Below are 12255 nucleotides of genomic sequence, written 5' to 3'. Positions count from 1 at the left end.
GCTTAGAGTCTCATTGGGCCACTGTTTTTATTGCTTCGTTTTGCAGAGTCATTAGATGTATCTGAACCATCTGCTAGTACAACTTGATCACCTTCATTGAGGCCACGTAGTACTTGGGCGGTTACACGGTTATTTAAACCAATTAAAACTTGTTTACGTTGAGCACTACCATCCGCCTGTAAAACGCGAACAATCGAAACCGAAGCTTTACCTTCTTCAATCAAAGTCTTTTCATCTGCTGTGAGTTCAAGGCGTTCTGGGCGATCAGCAGCATTTTGTCCATTTTTATTTGCTTGACCTTGAGGCGCAGATGCTGAACGAGTTGAATTTGCACCAGATGCACCTTTTGCGGATTTATTGGCACGTTGTGGACGGTTTGAAGACTGTAATGCCGCAGCAGGAACAGTCAGTGCATTTTTGGCTTCAGCCAGAATGATATACACCTGTGCGGTCATATCAATTCGGAGTTTACCGTCATCGTTTGGCACATCGAATAGGGCATTATAATAAATTGCTGTACTTGTTGATGATGAAGATGAATTGCTTGATGTTTCAGTGTTAATTGATTCTGGTGCTGGCTCTACTTGACGCAGTGTTGCATAGCGTTTTTTCTCACTATCACCCAATGTGGTGAAATAAACTTTTTGACCTTCTTGAACTTTCATGACATCTGCTTCAGACACTTGTGCTTTGATGGTCATGGTGTCCAATTTTGCAAGTTTCACAATCGTCGGTGCACTTTGGTTGGCGTTTACCGTTTGACCTTCCTCGGTCACAATGGCTACCACTGTGCCATCCATAGGTGCAACAATACGGGTATAACCTAAGTTTTCTTGTGATGTTGCAAGTGTAAGTTTGGATTGTTCAATTTGTGCATCCATCGAAGCAATATCAGCTTGTGCTGTTTTAAATGCCGCTAAGGCACTGTCATAATCTGCTTTAGACGTTGCATCTTGTGCATACATATTTTTTTGGCGGTTATATTCTGCCTCAGCTTTGGCTAAAGTCGCTTGTTTGGTTGTCAGTTGGGCCTGTTGATTTTTAATATTTGCTTCAGCCGTTTTTAAGTCATTGCTTTGACGCACTGAATCAATTTGTGCAATTAATTGACCTTGTTTAACTTGATCACCCAGCTTGACGTACATTTTTTTGACTTGACCTGAAACCTGGGCACCAACGCTCACCATCTTGGTTGCTTCTAAATCACCTGTTGCAAGAACCGCATCTTCAATATCACCACGTGTAACTTCTGAGGTTATATACTGAGGTTGTGTATTTTTAGGCTTTAACACGTACCATGCGATCGCTGCAATGATGGCAAGACAGACCGCTATAAGAATGGCTTTGGCTGGTTTTATTTTTGGCATAGCGATAATTTGGGCTGAGAGAAAAATTGATCAAATTATAATGAGGAAATAAGGATAAAGCGTGAATTTTTTAAAATAAATCGAAATGAGAATTATTCTGTTTGATATCTATCTAAGCATTGATAAATAAAGTTTTTCCACATAATTCAGCAATACATTGTTGAATGATATGTTCTGGGCTTTCTTTGCTGAGTCCTTTGATTGCAGCATCTACACGCAATAACAGTTGTGGCCAAGTTAAAAATGAATGTGGATTTAAGCGTCTAAGTGCTTGTTGATACAAAGAAATCTTGGTTTTCCAAATACCGAGCTGTAAGGCATTTTGTGGTTGTTCATACAACTGCATCAAAAGACGCATTTCTTTACTAATTGTCCATAAAATTAAACTGTTGGGTTCGCCTGACTCCACAAGATATTGGAAAATTTTAATTGACAGCGCCAAGTTTCCAGCAATCAACGCATCACTTAAATCAAATGTACTATAGCGTGATTGATCCTGTAGACATTCTTGTAAATGTTCAATTTCAATCTGCTTTTGATCAGGGAAGGTATCTGCAACACGCATCAGACTATTTTTTGCAGCCAATAGATTGTGTTCATGGTGCTGTTCAAGCCAAATCCAGGCATCTTGATTTAACTGGACACCAAGTTGATCTGCTTCGATTGACAATATTCGTTGGCGGTCTTGTGGGTAATTAGCGGTTAAAGCAACCACAACACCATTGGCCTCAACTGTTTGAAAGAAGCTTGACTTTAGGTTGCTCGAGTCTTGTTTAGGCATAATGATCACAAGTAGGTTGTGTTCATTATGCTGAATATAGTGTTTAAGTTGTTTGAGTCCATTGGCATCAGGTTTGATATTGCCATGGACTTCAAGTGCAAGATTTTGAGAAAATAAAGATAAGCTATTCAAAGCATTAAAGACATTTTTCCAGTCGGAAACGCTATTGAGATCATAGCGTTGTCTTTCTACTTCATGTTTTGCCCAGCTTTTTCTTAAAGCATCCAGTAGGTTTTGTTCTAAAAGTGGTTCTTGACCATGTAAAACCCAGACACCTCGCGCTTCATCAACACGTTTAAGGGCTTGTAAATAGTCAAGTTTCATAGAGTTATTGCGCTACAGGTTGGGTCGAAAGAGTACGTGCTTTAGGTAAGCGATTGGCTGCAATTTGACGCGACATTTGTTGTGCAATGTCATCAATCAAAATTTGGCTGAGATATTTATATTGTTGATCATCTGTGTTGACCGTTGCAACATCATATTGATAACTACGAGATGCATTTAAGGTCCGAGGTTCAGTAATCGGATTCCCTTGTTTATCTTCAATCTGGAAAGTAACACTTAGACGGAGTAGTGTTTCCACCAATTTACCATTTAACTCATGACGAACAGGCTTGTAGTCTAATACTCGTAATATATAAGCGTCACTTGAATTACTCAGTTGGACACCTGTTGCAGTTAAATAAACACTGAGTTTCTTCTCAAGATCTTCAGTATTTGCAGGCAATACTAGTTGTAATTTGGTGTAAACCAAAGGTGTTGCTTGAGCATTGGTGCCCTTTAAATGAAAGCCACAACCTACTAAGCCCGCACTTAGACCCAAAGTTAATACAACTGCAGCAACACGTTGAACTAAATGCATGCTTTGTCCTCATGAAATTCCATTGGATATGGAATATTTAATCTTTATAAATTCACGCCATTTTAGAATCAAAGCCCGTTGAATGACAACGGGCTTTGTTTGGGTTTTGTTTATTCTACTAAAGTACCTTCTCCCTTAGGGAGAAGGTTAGGATGAGGGGAATGACCTCTCCCTAACCCACTCCTAGAAGGAGAGGGGATTTAAGCAGGAAATTAAACCACCAAATTCACAAGTTTATTTGGAACCACAATTTCTTTCTTGGTTGGACCCGTTAAGAATTGTTGAACCTCAGGTAATGCTTTAGCCAATGCCAATAATTCATCTTTCGATGCATCGACAGAGACTTCTAACTTGCCACGAAGCTTACCATTGACTTGAACTACAATCGTTTGTGTATTACGTGTTAATGCAGACTCATCAACCATAGGGAACAGTACAGAAGTTAAATCGATATCGAACTCAGTCAATAAGGTCTGACTTAAGTGTGGTGCAAATGGTGCAAGTAAAGTTAATAAAGTGGTAATCGCTTCACGTGCTACAGCAACATCGTTGTCATCTTTTGCTTCAAACTTATTGCTGGCATTGAGTAGTTCCATCAAAGCTGCAATCGCAGTATTGAACGCATGACGACGTTCGATGTCATCACCCACTTTTTGAATCGTTTCATGAGTTTTACGACGCAGGTCTTGTGCTTCAGTGGAAAGTGTCGAAGCATCAATTGCTGTTGCATGGTTGCCTTTTTCAAGGAAGCCTGCAACTAAACGCCATACACGTTTTAAGAAACGGTTTGCACCTTCGACACCCGCATCAGACCATTCTAAAGATTGATCTGGTGGTGCAGCAAACATCATAAATACACGTGCAGTATCTGCGCCGTATTGGTCAATAATCGCTTGTGGGTCGATACCGTTATTTTTCGATTTCGACATTTTCTCTTGGCCACCAACCACAACGTCTTGACCATCACCTGAATATTTAGCAGAAAGTACACGACCTTTCTCGTCTTTTTCTAACTCAATATCCGCAGGATTAAACCAAGTTTTTTTGCCACTTTCCGCTTCACGATAGAAGGTATCCGCTAAAACCATACCTTGAGTCAGTAAGTTGGTAAATGGTTCATTGCCTTGTACCACACCCTCATCACGCATAAGTTTATGGAAGAAACGAGCATAAAGTAAATGTAGGATGGCATGCTCTACACCACCAATATATTGGTTTACAGGCAACCAAGATTTTGCAGCTTCAGGTTTAACTAAACCACCCGTGAAATCAGGAGAAGCATAACGTGCATAATACCAAGATGATTCTACAAAGGTATCCAAAGTATCGGTTTCACGACGTGCATCACCACCACAGCTTGGGCATTTTGTTTGATAAAATTCAGGCATTTTATTTAAAGGATTACCTGAACCATCTGGAACCACATCTGTTGGAAGAACAACTGGCAGTTGATCTTCTGGAACAGTGACTTGACCACACTTGTCACAGTTGATCATCGGAATTGGACAACCCCAGTAACGTTGACGAGAAACACCCCAGTCACGTAAACGGAATTGAACTTTAGCGCTGGCAAGACCTTGTGGTTCTAATTTGCTTAGGAATGCATCAAAAGCAGCTTGGAAGTCTAAACCGTCAAATTCAGCTGAATTGACCAATTTCCCTTCTTTAGAGCCGTACCATTCTTGCCATTCTGACGCAGAATATTCGGCATCATCTGAGCCTTTAGCATCAATGACTTGTTTGATTGGTAAGTTGAATTTATTGGCAAACTCAAAATCACGTTCATCATGTGCAGGAACGGCCATTACCGCGCCTGAACCATATGACATCAATACATAGTTTGCGATCCAAACAGGGATATCTTGACCTGTAACAGGGTGTTTAACTGATAAACCTGTTGCCATGCCTTTTTTCTCAGCAGTCGCAAGATCCGCTTCTGCAACAGAACCCATACGGCATTCTTCAATAAAGGCAGCAAGTTCTGGCTTGCCTGCCTCAGATTGAATCGCAGCAGCTTTGAGCGCTAGAGGGTGTTCAGCTGCAACCGCAACATATGTTACCCCCATCAAGGTATCGGCACGTGTGGTATAAACCGTTAAACCATCTGCATAAACTTCAGGATTTGCCGACGGGAAGGTTATGTCCATACCCGTTGAACGACCAATCCAATTGCGTTGCATGGTTAAAACTTGTTGTGGCCAACCGTCTTTTAATGTATCTAAATCGTCTAATAATTCTTGTGCATAATCGGTAATACGGAAGTAATACATTGGAATATCACGTTTTTCTACCAATGCACCTGAACGCCAACCACGTCCATTTTCAACTTGTTCATTTGCAAGAACAGTTTGGTCTACAGGATCCCAGTTTACTGTAGACAGCTTGCGATAAATCAAGCCTTTTTTATAGAGCTGTACAAATAACCATTGTTCCCAGTGGTAATACTCTGGTGTACAGGTGGCAAATTCGCGATCCCAGTCGACAGATAGACCAAGTTTCTTCAATTGATCGCGCATATATGCAATGTTTTCAAAGGTCCACTTTGCTGGCGCAACTTGATGGGCAATCGCTGCATTTTCAGCAGGTAAGCCGAAAGCATCCCAACCCATCGGTTGTAGCACAGTTTCACCTTTGAGACGGTGAAAACGGCTGATCACATCACCAATAGTATAATTACGCACATGACCCATATGCAGTTTGCCGCTTGGGTAAGGGAACATCGAGAGGATATAACGACGTGGACCTTCTACAGTGTCGGCAACTTTAAACGATTTGCGATCTTCCCAGTCTTTTTGGACTTGAGGCTCAATCGCATTTGCTTGATATTCAGGGTCAATATGAGTAGTCATAAATGTATTTGAGAATAATGGTTAAAAAACTGTGCACACAGCATAGCGCAAAATCCATCAAAAAGTGAATTTTGCGCGCTTTTAAATCTGAAAAACTTGTGATTTTACTTTTAATTTAATTATTGACTGGGGCAACACTAATAGGTGTATTTTGCCCATTTTGTGGTGCGACATTGGGCTGTTGTATATTCGGTGGGTTAACCACTGGTGCAGGAGTTACAGGTTGTGTACCTTGTGGTTGCCCATTTTGTGGCTGATTTTGGGGTGTATGCGGCTGAGTTGTTGGCGTTGGGTTGGTGGGTGTCGAATCTCCGTGATAGCCATAAGTATTCACCTTGCTTTGACTACGCGCATTCTTCGGCGGCGGTGTGGTGGTGTAATGGGTAGAGCCTTTGCTGTCTACCCATTTATAATACTGTTTTGCATGACTGGCGCTGACCCCAATCACAGAGAATAAGACAAAAATTGTCGATACAAAAGCTGTGTGTGCAAAGCGTTGACGTTGTTTCATTTTATAAAACCTTTGAGTCATTTTTTATTCAGATAAAAACGAAAAATCATTCTGCTATCTAATATACATCGGATTGTTTTCGCTTGATCTGGGTATTTTAGAAATCGTATTTATTTTATACAGAAAAATAAAATTTTAAATAATTCTTTTGCAATTTTATTGGTTTATAAGTCTTTGAAAATTTTATTTATAAGACAACCAAAAAAAAGGAATAGTTTTAAAAATAAACGCTTGGTAAATAAACAATAAAAAGCCTGATAGAAACCTTGACTTTGTTCGCTAAAACTACAAAAATGCTTGCTTTAGTTTCAGATGTTTTTTTCGATCACCCTTCGAGTAAAAATATCAAAGCAAGCAATAACATTTTCTCTAAGCCGAGAAAATGACTCTACCGAAGCATGTTTATCCCAACATATTTCAGTGATTCATACAGCTCAAACAGCTGCGTGACGATTTATTTTTTTATTGCTGCAAAAACTAGTAAATATGTGTGCTATAACAGAGCGCACAATCAATGAATGAAACACAGTCTGTGTCTCCCATAGCGCTGTGGAATAAAGATTAGGGTGAATACGTTGGAACTTTTATCTGGTGGTGAAATGCTCGTTCGTGCATTGGCGGACGAAGGCGTTGAACATGTTTTTGGATATCCAGGCGGCGCAGTATTACATATTTATGATGCGCTATTTAAACAAGATAAAATCAATCATTACCTCGTACGTCATGAGCAAGCTGCTGGTCATATGGCAGATGCTTACTCACGTGTGACTGGTAAAACAGGTGTAGTACTGGTCACTTCTGGACCTGGCGCAACCAACACTGTAACACCAATCGCTACAGCTTATATGGACTCAATCCCAATGGTGATTTTGTCTGGACAGGTTGCCAGCCATCTTATTGGTGAAGATGCATTCCAAGAAACAGATATGGTCGGTATTTCTCGTCCGATTGTAAAACATAGTTTCCAAGTGCGTCATGCAAGTGAAATTCCTGCCGTTATTAAAAAAGCATTTTATATTGCTGCTTCAGGTCGTCCGGGTCCTGTTGTGGTTGATATTCCGAAGGATGTTACTAATCCTGTCGACAAATTTGCTTATGAATATCCTGAAAAAGTGAAGATGCGCTCTTATCAGCCACCTCACCGAGGTCATTCTGGTCAAATTCGTAAAGCTATTGATGAGCTTATTAATGCCAAACGCCCTGTGATTTATACGGGTGGTGGTGTTGTTCAGGGCAATGCTTCTGCATTACTGACTGAATTGGCGCATTTGTTGAATTACCCAGTGACCAATACGCTGATGGGTTTGGGTGCATTCCCTGGCGATGATGAGCAATTCTTGGGTATGTTGGGTATGCATGGTACATATGAAGCTAATATGAGTATGCATAATGCTGATGTTATCTTGGCGATCGGTGCACGTTTTGATGACCGTGTAACCAATAATCCAGCGAAGTTTTGTACCAACGCAAAAGTGATTCATATTGATATCGACCCAGCGACGATTTCAAAAACCATTATGGCGCATATCCCAATCGTGGGTGCGGTAGAGCCAGTACTTCAAGAGATGTTGGTTCAATTGAAACAAATGAATGTTTCTAAACCAAACCCTGAAGAAATCTCGGCATGGTGGTCACAAATCAATGAATGGCGCAAAGTACATGGTTTGCGTTATGCGCCAGGTGAAAATGGCGTGATGAAACCACAACAAGTGGTTGAAGTATTAGACAAAGTAACCAATGGTGAAGCGATCATTACTTCTGATGTTGGTCAGCATCAAATGTTTGGTGCGATGTATTACAAATACAAACGTCCACGTCAATGGATCAACTCAGGTGGTCTAGGCACAATGGGTGTGGGTTTACCTTATGCCATGGCTGCGAAACTTGCATTTCCAGATCAACAAGTGGTGTGTATCACTGGTGAAGCATCGATTCAGATGTGTATCCAAGAACTTTCTACATGTAAGCAATATGGCTTAAATGTGAAAATTCTCTGCTTGAATAACCGTGCTTTGGGTATGGTGAAACAATGGCAAGATATGAACTATGAAGGACGTCATTCAAGTTCTTATGTTGAGTCATTACCAGATTTTCCAAAATTGATGGAAGCCTACGGTCATGTAGGTATCCAGATTGACCATGCGGATGAGCTTGAATCTAAGCTTAGAGAAGCAATGGCGATTAACGATAAATGTGTATTCATTAACGTGATGGTTGATCGTACCGAGCATGTATATCCAATGCTTATCGCAGGTCAATCTATGCAAGATATGTGGTTGTCTAAAGGGGAGCGTACTGAATGAGACATATTATTTCTGTACTCGTTGAAAACGAAGCTGGTGCGCTTTCTCGTTTAGTGGGGTTGTTCTCTCAACGTGGTTATAACATTGAAACTTTAAATGTCGCACCAACTGAAGATCCAACCATGTCACGTTTGACATTAACTACTTATGGTGATGACCATAAAATTGAGCAAATCACCAAACAGCTGAATAAATTGGTTGAAGTGGTTAAAGTGGTTGATTTATCAGAGGGCGCGCACATTGAGCGTGAGCTGATGCTGATTAAAGTTAAAGCCTTGGGTTCTGCACGTGCTGAAATTAAACGCACAGCGGATATCTTTCGTGCTCAAGTGGTTGATGTTACACCAACGACTTATACTATTCAGATTGCGGGTACAACTGAAAAAATTGATGGCTTTATTGATGCACTTGCAGAAAACACAATTTTAGAAGTTGTTCGTTCTGGTGTATCAGGTATTGCTCGTGGTGAAAAAGTTCTTTCACTTTAGTTGCACCCCAACCAGTAATTAATTATTTGATTTTTTATTCCCTCATGTATAACCTCTCCTCGCAATAGGAGAGGGACTTAGACTAGAAGATTCAAAACAATAATCTTCAGGATAGGAAGAGGAAACACAGCATTTTAGCGGAGACAGCAATGCAAATTTTTTATGATAAAGACTGCGACTTATCTATCATCCAAGGTAAAAAAGTAGCGATCATTGGTTATGGTTCACAAGGTCATGCTCACGCGCAAAACCTTCAAGACTCAGGTGTAGACGTTACTGTTGGTTTACGTGCTGGTTCTACTTCTTGGAAAAAAGCTGAAAATGCAGGCCTTAAAGTTGCTGAAGTTCCAGCTGCTGTTGCTCAAGCTGATTTAGTGATGATCTTGACGCCAGATGAGTTTCAATCACAGCTTTATCGTGATGTGATCGAACCAAACATCAAAGAAGGTGCGACTTTAGCATTTGCACATGGTTTCGCTGTACTTTATAACCAAGTTGTGCCACGTAAAGATTTAGACGTGATCATGGTTGCACCAAAAGCACCAGGTCATACTGTACGTTCAGAATTCCAACGTGGTTCAGGTGTACCTGATCTTATCGCGATTCATCAAGATGCTTCTGGTAATGCACGTAACGTTGCACTTTCTTACGCTTCAGGTGTAGGTGGTGGTCGTACAGGTATCATCGAAACTTCATTCCGTGAAGAAACTGAAACTGACTTATTTGGTGAGCAAGCAGTACTTTGTGGTGGTGCTGTTGAATTGGTTAAAATGGGTTATGAAACGCTTGTTGAAGCGGGTTATGCACCTGAAATGGCTTATTTCGAGTGCTTGCACGAACTTAAATTAATCGTTGATTTAATGTTTGAAGGCGGTATTGCAGACATGAACTATTCAGTATCTAACAATGCTGAATATGGTGAATATGTGACTGGCGTTGAAGTTATCAACGAGCAATCACGTGAAGCGATGCGTAATGCACTTAAACGTATCCAATCAGGTGAATATGCGAAGATGTTCATCCAAGAAGGTGCATTGAACTATCCATCTATGACAGCTCGTCGCCGTCAAAACGCAGCTCACGGTATTGAAGTGACTGGCGGTAAATTACGCGCGATGATGCCTTGGATTCAAGCCAACAAAATCGTAGACAAAGAAAAGAACTAATTTTTAGTTTTTATCGAAGCCCACTCTTTTGAGTGGGTTTTTTTTATGTTTTACTTTAGCTAAAATTAATAATAAAAAAAGAAAATAAAACATGACATTAAATATGTATTTAGTCAGCATCAGTATGCTTGGCTGTTGTGCTATATATCCAGTATATGCACAGAACGTGAGTGTTGATGATTCTATGCAAAAGCCTAGGCAGAATCATAATCAGCTTCAAAATACACAAAATAAATTACTCGATGAAAAGATTGCGCACAATACTTTAGAAAAAGCCAAACAGTCTTTAAATGCGGCTCATCCACAACAGGTCATCGCAGCATTACAGACTGCAATTCAGTATTTTGAAAAATACCAAAACAGTAGCCAAGACACTCTCTAGGCTGCCAATGGAACAGCTGAAATCTTGCAATACCTAACATTTGATATGGGAAAGCAAAAAATATTCGAGTTTTTCAGCTTGTTGGGCTGATTTATATTTTCAAGTCGCTTATGCGTTTATTGAAATGAATGATCTAAAAAATGCTCAAGTTAAGTTAAAACGTGCTTTAACGCTATCACCTTTCAATAGGGAGTATTTAAAAGAGGCAGGCTTTATTCAGCAAGCACAAAAGCTGTGGCAAGCGTCATTGGAAAGTTTTAAAGTTGCTGAACAGCATCTGTATTTGCTTGAGCCTGAAGAAAAAAGATTGGCGATTCAACAGAGGGTAAGATGGAGTTTAGGGTTGAGTTTGATTGAATTAAATCAACAGGATGAAGCTACTCAATATTTTATAAAGTCTTAAAGCTTGATCCCTCGAACGCAAAAGCATGTAATGAATTAAAGTACACTGAGGAGTTAAATAAAAAAGGTCATGTTGCCAAGCAGCCAATTGGTCGCGTCTAAATCGCGCTTTTTAAAGTCATCTTTAGAGTAGCAATTTTTAACTAACAAAAATTTATTTTGTGATAAATTACACATTATTGATTATGGTTAAACGTGGTATTCAAGCATGAAATCTAAACTTCTCATCGCAATGACGACTTTGTCTATTTCATGCTTTAGTTTTGCTGAAACGCAGTCCACTTCGACCAACACTGCGCTAAAACCGTTGAGTGGCGTACGCGTATCGATGCAACGTATGCTCAAGTCGAGTGAAGGTCGATACTTTATGAACCTTTATGCGGGGGTTGCTCATCCGCATGGTGTGTTGACCGATTTAATGGATGGTACAACAACAGATTTTAAAGGGACACAAAAAGCTGATCAGTTGGATTTAAAGTCGATCACTGCTGATTCAGATTCTTCTGCAAATGGTAGTGATCAATTAACTGGTTTATTGAATGCAAATACAGGCGTGTTTAAAGCAGCATTGTTAAAGAAACCAAATACTGCTTGGCAGTCGATACAGTTTGAGCCTGCTTTTAAAGTCAGCAATAAACCTGTTTTTATCTTTAAATTTTATGGTCAGGATGATGCTAATAGTCCTTATGGAAAAACCTTAAAACGTGTTGATGTATTAAATAAAACCAACAATACAGTGGTACAGAGCTTGTCAGGTTTTAGCGGTTATCCAAACAGTATTGGCTATATGGATATTAATTTTGATGGTTATTATGATGTCATTGTGTCGGACTTGTCACAAGGTCGTACAGTTGATGATAAACGCTATATTTACTGGATGTACAATCCGAAAACACAACAATTTCAACGTTCTCCGCAACTGGAAAAAATTGTTGGTTTCCCAAGTTTACATGGTGAAAAACAACAAATTGATTTTGGTAATGGACAGCTTTATCAAGTTCAGAATGGTTTGTTAAATCGTATTGCTATACAAAACTGATTTTGTTGTTACAAGCACAATGATGGATTTTACAAGGCTAAGTTTTAAAGCGAGGCTTAGTGAAATCCATATTTGTTATTGGATTTGAATAAATATTTGAACTAA

Annotated in this window: 11 protein-coding genes; 6 read left to right on the top strand and 5 right to left on the bottom strand. The window is 39.8% G+C overall.

Annotation, left to right across the window (positions count from 1 at the left end; genetic code table 11):
- Positions 1-2: 2 nt before the first annotated feature.
- From AC4CUY_RS18175 to AC4CUY_RS18155, 5 genes are all read right to left on the bottom strand, one after another.
- Positions 3-1367 carry a MacA family efflux pump subunit gene (locus AC4CUY_RS18175; protein WP_419819967.1) on the bottom strand — a complete coding sequence of 455 codons (1365 nt, stop codon included), beginning with the start codon at positions 1365-1367 and terminating at the stop codon, positions 3-5.
- 112 nt (positions 1368-1479) lie between these two features.
- On the bottom strand, positions 1480-2472 hold the full coding sequence (holA, locus tag AC4CUY_RS18170; RefSeq protein WP_336953545.1) for a DNA polymerase III subunit delta: 993 nt from the start codon (positions 2470-2472) through the stop codon (positions 1480-1482).
- 4 nt (positions 2473-2476) lie between these two features.
- On the bottom strand, positions 2477-3010 hold the full coding sequence (locus AC4CUY_RS18165; RefSeq protein WP_336953546.1) for an LPS-assembly lipoprotein LptE: 534 nt from the start codon (positions 3008-3010) through the stop codon (positions 2477-2479).
- 212 nt (positions 3011-3222) lie between these two features.
- A complete protein-coding gene (leuS, locus tag AC4CUY_RS18160; protein ID WP_490774539.1) occupies positions 3223-5859 on the bottom strand; it encodes a leucine--tRNA ligase in 2637 nt (878 codons plus the stop codon).
- A 115-nt stretch (positions 5860-5974) separates the two neighbouring features.
- The gene (locus AC4CUY_RS18155; RefSeq protein ID WP_336953548.1) at positions 5975-6370 is read right to left on the bottom strand and encodes a DUF4124 domain-containing protein; all 396 of its coding nucleotides are present in this window, start codon (positions 6368-6370) and stop codon (positions 5975-5977) included.
- Between the two features lie 575 nt (positions 6371-6945).
- Between AC4CUY_RS18155 and AC4CUY_RS18150 the strand changes: the two genes are divergently transcribed.
- The 6 genes from AC4CUY_RS18150 to AC4CUY_RS18125 all read left to right on the top strand — a co-directional run bounded on the left by AC4CUY_RS18150 (position 6946) and on the right by AC4CUY_RS18125 (position 12150).
- Positions 6946-8673 carry an acetolactate synthase 3 large subunit gene (locus AC4CUY_RS18150; protein WP_336953549.1) on the top strand — a complete coding sequence of 576 codons (1728 nt, stop codon included), beginning with the start codon at positions 6946-6948 and terminating at the stop codon, positions 8671-8673.
- The gene (gene ilvN / locus AC4CUY_RS18145) at positions 8670-9161 is read left to right on the top strand and encodes an acetolactate synthase small subunit (RefSeq protein ID WP_004725868.1); all 492 of its coding nucleotides are present in this window, start codon (positions 8670-8672) and stop codon (positions 9159-9161) included. Before AC4CUY_RS18150 ends, ilvN begins: the two co-directional genes overlap by 4 nt.
- A 149-nt stretch (positions 9162-9310) precedes the next feature.
- Positions 9311-10327: a ketol-acid reductoisomerase gene (gene ilvC / locus AC4CUY_RS18140; protein WP_004725869.1), complete on the top strand. Its 1017-nt coding sequence runs from the start codon at positions 9311-9313 to the stop codon at positions 10325-10327.
- A 91-nt stretch (positions 10328-10418) separates the two neighbouring features.
- On the top strand, positions 10419-10709 hold the full coding sequence (locus AC4CUY_RS18135; RefSeq protein ID WP_419327670.1) for a hypothetical protein: 291 nt from the start codon (positions 10419-10421) through the stop codon (positions 10707-10709).
- 124 nt (positions 10710-10833) lie between these two features.
- On the top strand, positions 10834-11112 hold the full coding sequence (locus AC4CUY_RS18130) for a hypothetical protein (RefSeq protein WP_490774538.1): 279 nt from the start codon (positions 10834-10836) through the stop codon (positions 11110-11112).
- Positions 11113-11319: 207 nt separating this feature from the next.
- Positions 11320-12150, top strand: coding sequence for an XAC2610-related protein (locus tag AC4CUY_RS18125; protein WP_419327668.1), 831 nt, complete (start codon positions 11320-11322; stop codon positions 12148-12150).
- Positions 12151-12255: the final 105 nt, after the last annotated feature.

This window comes from Acinetobacter sp. 778_lipA (assembly GCF_058242985.1).
The sequence above is the reverse complement of the archived record's forward strand: the minus strand, read 5'-3'. Positions and strand labels throughout refer to the sequence as shown.

Bases quoted from the DNA above. Each gene is read 5' to 3' on its own strand.
- leuS (WP_490774539.1), bottom strand. From the start codon at position 5,859: ATGACTACTCATATTGACCCTGAATATCAAGCAAATGCGATTGAGCCT.
- AC4CUY_RS18155 (WP_336953548.1), bottom strand. From the start codon at position 6,370: ATGAAACAACGTCAACGCTTTGCACACACAGCTTTTGTATCGACAATT.
- AC4CUY_RS18125 (WP_419327668.1), top strand. From the start codon at position 11,320: ATGAAATCTAAACTTCTCATCGCAATGACGACTTTGTCTATTTCATGC.
- ilvC (WP_004725869.1), top strand. From the start codon at position 9,311: ATGCAAATTTTTTATGATAAAGACTGCGACTTATCTATCATCCAAGGT.
- AC4CUY_RS18130 (WP_490774538.1), top strand. From the start codon at position 10,834: ATGAATGATCTAAAAAATGCTCAAGTTAAGTTAAAACGTGCTTTAACG.
- AC4CUY_RS18135 (WP_419327670.1), top strand. From the start codon at position 10,419: ATGACATTAAATATGTATTTAGTCAGCATCAGTATGCTTGGCTGTTGT.
- AC4CUY_RS18175 (WP_419819967.1), bottom strand. From the start codon at position 1,367: ATGCCAAAAATAAAACCAGCCAAAGCCATTCTTATAGCGGTCTGTCTT.
- holA (WP_336953545.1), bottom strand. From the start codon at position 2,472: ATGAAACTTGACTATTTACAAGCCCTTAAACGTGTTGATGAAGCGCGA.
- AC4CUY_RS18165 (WP_336953546.1), bottom strand. From the start codon at position 3,010: ATGCATTTAGTTCAACGTGTTGCTGCAGTTGTATTAACTTTGGGTCTA.
- ilvN (WP_004725868.1), top strand. From the start codon at position 8,670: ATGAGACATATTATTTCTGTACTCGTTGAAAACGAAGCTGGTGCGCTT.